The organism is Hydrogenophaga sp. (genome assembly GCF_041633695.1).
Taxonomy (GTDB): domain Bacteria; phylum Pseudomonadota; class Gammaproteobacteria; order Burkholderiales; family Burkholderiaceae_C; genus Hydrogenophaga.
Window position 1 is genome coordinate 1 of sequence record NZ_JBFJMY010000150.1, and the last position, 9348, is coordinate 9348.

Sequence of the window (9348 nt, forward strand, 5' to 3'; positions counted from 1 at the left end):
CCACCGCGGTCGGCAAGACGTTGGCCGCGCTGGCTGGTGGACACATGAAGCGCATGACGATGGAGCTCGGCGGTCACTCGCCGGTGCTGGTGTTCGACGATACGGACGTCGAGGCGGCTGCCCACTTCCTGGCCAAGACCAAGACGCGCAACGCAGGCCAAGTCTGCATGGCGCCCAGCCGCTTCTTTGTGCACGAGAAGGTCTACGATCGTTTCGTCGATGCATTCGCTGGCGCCTATGGCAGCCTGCGAGTCGGTGATGGTCTTGCCAAGGACACCGAGATGGGGCCACTGGCACACGGGCGCCGCGTCGAATCCATGCAGGCGCTCGTTGCGGATGCACAGGCACGCGGCGGGTCGCTGGTGTGTGGCGGCGAGCGGCTCGACGACCAAGGCTTTTTCTTCGCTCCGACCGTGGTCACAGGAATGCCGGACGACTCCCGGGTGATGACGGAGGAGCCATTCGGTCCCGTGGTGCCGATCACACGCTTCAAAACCACGGATGAAGTCCTGGCACGGGCCAATGCCTTGCCGTATGGGCTTGCGTCCTTCGTGTTCACGAACTCGCTTGCCACTGCCACGCACGTCAGCAACCGGCTGGAAGCGGGCATGGTGAGCATCAACCACTTCGGTCTCGCTCTTGCCGAGACACCGCTCGGCGGTGTCAAGGACAGCGGGATGGGCAGCGAGGGCGGTGTCGAGACTTTCGATGGTTATCTGACCACGAAATTCATCTCGCAGGCCAGCGCCGTGCCCTGAGCCGAATCCGCTTCTCGCGGCCAGCGTGACGTACCGCACCGGACCTGAAACGGTCCGGCGGGGTGCTGCACGCCCCATTTCTGAAACTTGTCGACAAACCCTAGGAGACAGACCATGCTCAGCATTTCATTTCGCCACATGCCAGCCCGGATCACCACCGCGCTGGCGCTCACGCTACTCGCCAGCGGTGCCATTGCGCAATCGTCCGATCCCATCAAGGTCGGACTCATGCTGCCGACTTCAGGAACCTTTGCCGAACTGGGCAAGACGGTGGTCAACGGCTTCAAACTCTACGTGAGTGAGAACGGCGGCAAGCTGGCCGGCCGCACGGTGCAGTACGTCGAGCTCGACGATGAGTCGGATCCGTCCAAAGCCAACGAGAACGCGAACAAGCTGGTCAAGCGCGACCGGGTCGATGTGCTGGTGGGCACGATCCATTCGGGAGTCGCGATGACCATGGCCCGCGTAGCGCGCGACACCAATACGCTGATGATTGTGCCGAACGCAGGCGCGGCCGAGATCACCGGTGCGATGTGCGCTCCCAATGTGTTCCGCACCTCCTTCAGCAACTGGCAACCGGGCTACGCTTCCGGCTTGCTGGCGGCACGCAAGCACAAGACCGCCGTCACCATCAGTTGGAAATACGCCGCCGGCGATGAGTCGGTGCGTGGTTTCCGCGAGGGATTCGAGAAGGGCGGCGGCAAGGTCATCAAGGACCTGAACCTGCCGTTTCCCAACGTCGAGTTCCAGCCGCTGCTGACGGAGCTCGCCACCATCAAACCCGAGGCCGCCTATGTCTTCGTCGCCGGGGCCGGACAGGTCAAGTTCGTCAGGGACTACGCCGCTGCGGGCCTGAAGAACAACATTCCGCTGTATGGCGCCTTCATCACCGAGGGCACGCTGGCGGCTCAGGGCGAGTCGGCCAGCGGGCTGCAGACCGCGCTGCACTATGCGGACGGCCTGAAGAACCCGAAGAACGACGCGTTCATCGCTTCCTACAAGAACACCTTCAATGCCACACCTGACGTGTTCGCCGTCCAGGGCTATGATGCCGCGCAGCTGTTCGCGGCGGGCTTGAACGCGGTCAAAGGCGACACGAAGAAGAAGGCCGAGATGATCAAGGCCATGGAGATCGCCAAGCTGGAAAGCCCGCGTGGCCCATTGAGCTTTTCGAAGTCGCACAACCCGATCCAGGACATGTACGCGCGTGTTGCCACCGGCAACCAGAACGTCATGACAGACGTCATCGTCAAGGCGCTGGCCGACCCGTCGCCCGATTGCAAGATCTGACGAATCCTGAGCCACTCTGAACGCGATGGACCTCTCTCTTATTCTCATACAGGCACTGAATGCCGTGCAATATGGCCTTCTGCTGTTCCTGGTCGCCAGTGGCCTGACGCTCATCTTTGGCGTGATGGGTGTGATCAATCTGGCGCATGGGAGCTTCTACATGATGGGAGCCTACCTCGCGTTCAGTTTGGCCCCGCTCACAGGCAACCTGCTGGCCACGATCATCGTCGGCCTCGTGCTCAGCGCACTGATCGGAGGACTGCTCGAATGGGCACTTTTCTCGCATTTGTACCGGCGCAACCACCTGCAACAGGTTTTGCTGACCTATGGGCTGATCCTGATCTTCGAGTCCTTGCGCAGTTCCTTCATCGGTGATGAGGTGCACTCGGTGCCCGTACCCGGGTGGCTTGATTTCTCGGTGCCGCTGGGCAGTGTCATGGCCTACCCCGCTTATCGGCTGTTCATGTCGGTGGTGTGCCTGCTGGTGGCGCTGGGCCTGTACCTGCTGATCCAGCGCACCCGGCTGGGTTCCCAGATTCGCGCTGGCGCGTCGAACCGCGACATGGTGCAGATCCTGGGGATCAACATCGACTGGGTCTATCGCCTGGTGTTTGCCCTGGGCGTGGCGCTGGCGGCCTTTGCCGGGATGATCAATTCGCCTGTCACGGCAGTTGCCCCAGGCATGGGCACGCAGATGCTCATCGTCAGCTTCGTGGTGGTGATCGTAGGCGGGATCGGCTCGGTGTGGGGCGCTCTGGTGGCATCACAGCTGATTGCATTCGCCGATACCTTCGGAAAAGTTTTCGTTCCCGACTATGCCGGGATGGCGATCTATGTGGTGATGGCCATCGTTCTCCTGTGGCGCCCGGAAGGTTTGTTCAAGTCATGAAGTCCCTCATCACTTCACGCGGGCGAGCCGTAGCCATCATGGTGTTCCTGGTTGCGCTGGCCGTGTTCCCGCAGTTCGACCAGGAGTTCTACACCGAGCTGGTCACCAGGATCATGATCCTGGCGATATTCGCGGTCAGCCTGGATCTGCTGTTGGGCTACACCGGGCTCATCAGCTTCGGGCATGCGGCCTGGTTCGGCATCGGCGGCTACGTGCTGGCGTTGCTGGGAACCCAGTACCAGGTCACGAACAACCTCTGGCTGACACTGCCCGCCGCCATGGTCATCACGGCAGTGGCGGCGTTCACCGTCGGTTTGTTCGTGCTGCGCACGCGCGGCATGTTCTTCATCATGGTGACGCTGGCCTTCGCTCAGATCTTCTATTTTCTGTTCCATGACGTGAAGGCGCTGGGCGGTAGCTCGGATGGTCTGAATCTGCGCGGCAAGCCGACCACGGAGATCAACGGCTGGGTGCCGTTTGAACTGACCGACACCAACACGCTGTACTACCTTGTGATGGCACTGATGGTGGCGGTGCTGCTGTTCATGGCCTTGCTGCTGCGCTCCCCGCTGGGCAGGGCGCTGCAGGGTATCCGGGAGAACGAGCACCGTATGGCCGTGATCGGCTTCCCGGTGCTGCGCTACAAGCTGGCGGCTTTCACCCTGGCCGGATCACTTGCCGGCATGGCCGGTCATCTGTACGCCGTGCTCAGCGGCGGCGTGAACCCTGAACTCCTGTCCTGGCATCAGTCGGCGGACGTGCTTCTGATGGTGATCCTTGGTGGCATGGGCCAGCTGTGGGGCGGGGTGATCGGCGCATTCAGTTTCGTCTTGCTGCAGGAGGTGCTGTCGGGCTTTACCAAGCAATGGCATCTGTGGCTTGGCACAGTGATCGTGCTGCTCGTGTTGTTCCTGCCGGACGGAATGACCTCGCTGTTCGGAAGGGTCAAGGCGCTGGCGCGTGGGAGGAAGCCATGAAGGACGAAGTTCTCCTGAGGTCTGTCGGTCTGAGCCGCACGTTTGGCGGGTTGAGGGCCAACGACAAGGTTTCCTTGGAGTTGCGCCGGGGCCAGGTGCACGCATTGCTGGGTCCCAACGGGGCAGGCAAGTCCACGCTGATCAACCTGCTTTCGGGCGATATCCCCGCTTCGTCAGGCCAAGTGCTCTACCGTGGCGAAGACATCACCGGGCTTGCGCCGCACGAGCGATCGCGCATCGGGGTCGGGCGCAGCTACCAGAAGACCAATATCTTCCCGGGCTTTACGGTATTCGAGAACTGCCGCCTGGCTGCCCAGTCGCGCGAGCCGCGCGGCGCGAGGATCTTCAGCAATGCGGCATCGTACCCGCCTTACTTGGTGGCGGTGGAGGAAGCACTGGACCGCACCGGTCTGGACGATGTGGCGCATCGCCGCGCCAGCGAACTCAGCCATGGCCAACAGCGCCAGCTCGAACTGGCGATCATGCTGTGCACGCGCCCGCAGGTTTTGCTGCTCGACGAACCCTTGGCCGGCATGGGCCACGAGGAATCGCTGCGCATGATCGAGTTGCTGCGCGGCCTGGTGGCATCGCACGCGATCCTGCTGGTCGAGCACGACATGGACGCCGTGTTTTCTATTGCCGACCTGCTGACGGTCATGGTCAACGGTGTCGTCCTGATCACAGGCACGCCGGAGCAGGTTCGTTCCAATCCAGAGGTTCAGAGTGCCTACCTAGGCAGTGATGTGGAGGCTTCCCATGTCTGAATTCCTACTGCAGGCGCGCGGACTGCATTCCTACTATGGCGAGAGCCACATCCTGCACGGGGTGGACTTCAGCATCCGCAAGGGCGAGGCCGTGGGCTTGATGGGTCGCAACGGCATGGGCAAGTCGACGTTGCTGAAGTCCTTGGTCGGTGTGGTCGCACCGCGCGATGGGGCGGTGTCTATCGACAACCATCCCACGCGGGGTATGAGCGTGCACCAGATCGCTCAGTTGGGCATTGCCTATGTTCCCGAAGGCCGTGTCATCTTCCCGAACCTCAGTGTGCGCGAGAACCTAAACGTCTCTGCCAGGCCGGGTGTGGACGGCAGGCGGGATTGGACTTTCGAACGTGTGCTCAAGGTCTTTCCGCGGTTGGCCGAGCGGCTCGGACACGGTGGACAGCAACTGTCGGGCGGTGAGCAGCAGATGCTCACCATCGGCCGCGCGCTGATGACCAACCCACAGTTGTTGATTCTCGATGAAGCCACCGAAGGACTCGCGCCCCTGATTGCCCAGGAAATCTGGCGAATCGTCGGCCTCATCCGTGCGGCGGGCATCGCAACGGTAGTGGTCGACAAGAACTGGAAAGCCGTCACTGGCATCACCGACCGCAACCTGATTCTGGTCAAGGGGCGCGTTGTGCTCGAAGGCACCAGCGAAGAACTCAGCGCCCAACCCGGTCGACTGGCCGAGTACCTCGGGGTCTGAGAAGGGCCGTACGTCATTCATTAATTTACTGGAATCAATATGCAAATTTTAACCAAACCAACACTCCGCCTCGCAGTCCTGTTGTCAGCGATTGCCATCTGTTTGCAATCCCACGCAGCAGACTTGACCGCTGCGCCATTGCATTTGGTCGTCCCGTTCTCTGCGGGCGGCACGGCCGACGCCTTGCCCCGCATTCTGGCTGAAAAAATCAGGCTGCAATTTCCGAAAGGAGTTGTGGTGGAAAACCGGGCAGGCGCGGGTGGAAACATCGGCGCAGATCAAGTGGCGAAGGCCAAGCCGGATGGCTTCACGCTGCTGGCGTCGCCACCCGGCCCCATTGCAATCAACCGTAGCCTTTACCCTAGACTCACTTATGACTCTAGTGAGTGGGTGCCCATTACAGTGATGGCCGAGGTGCCCAATGTCCTTGCGGTGCGTGCTTCGTTCCCCGCCAACACGGTTGAGGAATTTCTCGCCTATGTAAATGCCCATCCGGGCAAGATCACCTTTGCCTCACAGGGCAATGGATCGACTTCGCATCTGACTGCGGCGCTGTTCGAGTCTTTGACGGGCACGCAGATGATCCATGTTCCCTACAAGGGCACGGCTCCGGCGCTCACGGACCTCCTGGGCGGCCATGTCGACGTATTTTTCGACAACCTCAGTTCGTCGATGCCGTTGCACCTCAGCGGCAAGATACGAATTCTTGCCGTGACCGACAAGCAGCGCTCCGAGGTGTTGCCGGAAGTTCCCGCCTTCGCGGAAACAGGGTTGCCTGCCATGCAGGCGGTGACTTGGTTTGCAGTGGTCGCGCCCCCGGGAACTCCCAATGACATGGTGCGCGAGTTGAACCGTGTCTTCGTGGATGCCCTGAAGCTGCCCGACGTTCAGGCGAACTTTGCCAAGCGGGGTGCGCGAGTCGTCGGCAGCACGCCGCAACAGATGGATCGCTTCGTGCGCGAGGAAACCGCTCGTTGGGCTCAAGTGATCAAGGCCGCAAAGATCACGGTCGATTGACTCCCTCACTTCCAGCTCACCCAATCTCTCAAAGGACTCAACATGCAGACTTCGACTATCCAATGGATTCCTCAAGGTGAAACCCGTGTCCCGTTGGCGGTGTACCGCGACGATCAGGTTTATGCCGACGAGCAGCGCAACATCTACCGCGGCGACACTTGGAACTATCTCTGCCTCGAAAACGAAATCCCCGACAGCGGGGACTACAGGACGACCTTCGTCGGCGAGACCCCGGTCGTGGTGGCGCGCGATGCGGACGGCGAGATCTACGCGTTCGAGAACCGCTGCAGCCACCGTGGCGCACTGATCTGTTTGGAGAAGTCGGGCAAGGATGCCAAGGACTTCCAGTGCGTGTATCACGCATGGACCTATAGCCTCAAGGGTGACCTCAAAGGCGTGGCATTCGAAGGTGGCGTCAACGGCGCAGGTGGCATGTCCGAAGGTTTCTGCAAGGACCACCATCACCCGACCAAGCTGCGCGTGGCGATCTTCTGTGGCCTGGTGTTCGGCAGCTTTAGCGACGACGTGGACCCACTGGAGGACTACCTTGGCGACGAGATCTGCGAGCGCATCGAGCGGGTGCTGGGCCGTCCGGTGGAGGTGATCGGGCGCTTCACCCAGGCGCTTCCCAACAACTGGAAGCTCTATTACGAGAACGTCAAAGACACCTACCACGCGAGTTTGTTGCACCTGTTCTTCACCACCTTCAGGCTGAATCGCTTGTCCCAGGAGGGCGGTGTCATCGTCAGCGAGACCGGTGCTCATCACGTGAGCTACTCGAAGGTCGACGAGGATGGCTTCGACGGCTACAAGGACCAGGGGCTGCGATCCGACCAGTCCGGCTACCAGTTGAAGGACCCCAGCCTGCTGCAGGGCTTCAGGGAGTTCGATGACGGCATCACGCTGCAGATTCTGTCGGTGTTCCCGGGCTTCGTGTTGCAGCAGATCCAGAACTGCCTGGCCATCCGGCAGGTGCTGCCGCGCGGCATCGACAAGACCGATCTGAACTGGACCTACATCGGCTACGTGTCCGACACGCCGACGCAGCGCGAAGTCCGGCTCAAGCAGGCCAACCTGATCGGGGCGGCGGGATTCGTGTCGATGGAGGACGGCGCCGTCGGCGGCTTCGTGCAGCGCGGCATTGCAGGCACGCGGGCCGAACAGGCGGTGCTGGAGATGGGCGGCGACAGCACGGTCTCGAGCAGTTCGCGTGCCACGGAGGCTGCCGTGAGGGGCTTCTGGAAGCAATACCGCGTGCTGATGGGCGTTTGAAGACCGAAGGAAATCGAAATGGAAAAACTCAGTTTGCGCGATCAATTGCTGGACTTCAATGCGTCCTACACCCGCTGCATCGACAGCGACAACCTGGAGAGCTGGCCAGGCTTTTTCGCGGATGTGTGCCACTACCGGGTGACCAGCGCGGAGAACGACCGCACGGGCCTTGCGGCCGGGCTGATGTACGCGACGTCCCGGGCCATGCTGGAGGACCGCATCTCGGCGCTGCGCCATGCCAATGTCTACGAGCGTCAGACCTACCGCCACATGGTGGGGCTCCCGCACGTTGTGCGCAGCGACACGAACGAAGCCGAGTGTGAAACGCCTTTCCTGGTCGTGCGCATCGTCCAGGGCGATGAAACCGTCCTGTACGCCACAGGCCTCTACAAGGACGTGTTCGACCTGAGCGGCGAGAAGCTGCAACTCAAGCGCCGCGTCGTGATTTGCGACAGCAGCCGCTTCGACACTCTGTTGGCCGTTCCCCTGTGACACAAGGAACCGTCAGCCGCATCGCGATTCCCGTTGGGGACCCCAACGGCATCGGGCCGGAGATCGCGCTCAAGACGGTGGCCGCTTATGCCGGGCGCGATGACGTGGCGCTCACGTTGTTCGGGCCGGCGAACGTTCTTCGCGACACCGCCGATATGCTGGGCTTGGGAGAGGCGCTGGCGGTGGCCTCAGTCGAGCCATTCGCGCCTGTCCTGCAGGATGGATTCAGGCCCGGCGAGATCAACGCCCAGGCGGGCGCGGCTGCCGTCGATGCTGCCACGCGCGCCATCGAGGCCACGCAGCGCGGACGGTTCGATGCGGTGGTCGCCGCGCCCCATCACGAAACCGCGATCGCACAGGCTGGCATTGTCTTTTCGGGCTATCCATCGCTGGTGGCGCGTGTGTGCGGCCAGCCCGAGGACAGCGTGTTCCTGTTGCTGATCGGAGGCGGATTGCGAATCGTCCATGTCACGCTGCACGAGAGCGTGCAACACGCGCTGGGCCGGCTGTCGCCCAAGCTTGTAGCTGATGCAGCACATGCGGGCGTTCGGGCCCTGGCCCGGCTTGGCATCGACACGCCGCGCATTGCGCTGATGGGCATCAATCCCCATGCGGGCGAGGGCGGTCTTTTCGGCACCGAGGACAGTGCAATCACGGAGCCTGCGGCTGCACAACTGCGTGCAGAAGGGCTCGACGTCACGGGGCCGGCGGGCGGGGACATGCTGCTGGCTTCGCGTGCCCACGATCTCTACGTCGCGATCTTTCACGACCAGGGACACATCCCGATCAAGCTGCTCAGCCCGCAGCGCGCTTCCGCGATCTCGATCGGTGCCGACGTGCTTTTGTCCAGTGTGGGCCACGGCAGTGCAATGGACATTGCCGGAAAAGGCGTGGCCTCGGCCCGGGCCATGATCGAAACCGTCGCAATGCTGGGCCATGTGGCAGCACCGGCGACAACCAAAGGCAGGGCGCCATGAGCTATGAAATTCGAATCGACGGCACGGACGTCAAGTTCGACGCCGAAGCGGGGCAGACCGTGCTGGACGCGGCGGCCAAGCATGGCATCGAGATGCCTTATTCCTGCCGCAAGGGCGCCTGCGGAAACTGCAAGGGCCGGGTGCTGGCGGGAGAACTGGTGGTCGGTACCGGAGGAGGCGGCCATGAGGCCGGGATCAACGCGCCC

General features: G+C 62.1%; 11 protein-coding genes. All 11 read left to right on the plus strand.

Annotated elements, in window-relative coordinates; all coding sequences use genetic code 11:
- On the plus strand, window positions 1-758 hold a 758-nt coding region (locus tag ABYB95_RS11085; RefSeq protein WP_372658573.1), incomplete at its 5' end, for an aldehyde dehydrogenase family protein.
- A gap of 114 nt (window positions 759-872) precedes the next feature.
- Complete coding sequence (locus tag ABYB95_RS11090; protein WP_372658574.1) at window positions 873-2048, plus strand: ABC transporter substrate-binding protein; 1176 nt, start codon at window positions 873-875, stop codon at window positions 2046-2048.
- A 25-nt stretch (window positions 2049-2073) separates the two neighbouring features.
- Entirely contained in the window at window positions 2074-2937 is an 864-nt protein-coding gene (locus tag ABYB95_RS11095; RefSeq protein ID WP_372658575.1) for a branched-chain amino acid ABC transporter permease, read from the plus strand.
- On the plus strand, window positions 2934-3914 hold the full coding sequence (locus ABYB95_RS11100; RefSeq protein ID WP_372658576.1) for a branched-chain amino acid ABC transporter permease: 981 nt from the start codon (window positions 2934-2936) through the stop codon (window positions 3912-3914). Before ABYB95_RS11095 ends, ABYB95_RS11100 begins: the two co-directional genes overlap by 4 nt.
- A gap of 74 nt (window positions 3915-3988) precedes the next feature.
- Window positions 3989-4678 (plus strand): ABC transporter ATP-binding protein, encoded by a 690-nt coding sequence (locus ABYB95_RS11105; protein WP_372658577.1) that lies wholly within the window; start codon window positions 3989-3991, stop codon window positions 4676-4678.
- Window positions 4671-5384 (plus strand): ABC transporter ATP-binding protein, encoded by a 714-nt coding sequence (locus ABYB95_RS11110; RefSeq protein ID WP_372658578.1) that lies wholly within the window; start codon window positions 4671-4673, stop codon window positions 5382-5384. The genes ABYB95_RS11105 and ABYB95_RS11110 overlap by 8 nt, the downstream gene beginning before the upstream one ends.
- Before the next feature lie 39 nt (window positions 5385-5423).
- Window positions 5424-6401: a Bug family tripartite tricarboxylate transporter substrate binding protein gene (locus tag ABYB95_RS11115; protein WP_372658579.1), complete on the plus strand. Its 978-nt coding sequence runs from the start codon at window positions 5424-5426 to the stop codon at window positions 6399-6401.
- 42 nt (window positions 6402-6443) lie between these two features.
- The gene (locus tag ABYB95_RS11120; protein ID WP_372658580.1) at window positions 6444-7673 is read left to right on the plus strand and encodes an aromatic ring-hydroxylating dioxygenase subunit alpha; all 1230 of its coding nucleotides are present in this window, start codon (window positions 6444-6446) and stop codon (window positions 7671-7673) included.
- A gap of 18 nt (window positions 7674-7691) precedes the next feature.
- Window positions 7692-8165: an aromatic-ring-hydroxylating dioxygenase subunit beta gene (locus ABYB95_RS11125; protein ID WP_372658581.1), complete on the plus strand. Its 474-nt coding sequence runs from the start codon at window positions 7692-7694 to the stop codon at window positions 8163-8165.
- Entirely contained in the window at window positions 8162-9142 is a 981-nt protein-coding gene (locus ABYB95_RS11130; protein ID WP_372658582.1) for a PdxA family protein, read from the plus strand. The genes ABYB95_RS11125 and ABYB95_RS11130 overlap by 4 nt, the downstream gene beginning before the upstream one ends.
- Window positions 9139-9348, plus strand: a 210-nt coding sequence (locus ABYB95_RS11135) for a 2Fe-2S iron-sulfur cluster-binding protein (RefSeq protein ID WP_372658583.1), incomplete at its 3' end; no start/stop codon positions are given. The genes ABYB95_RS11130 and ABYB95_RS11135, both read left to right, overlap by 4 nt.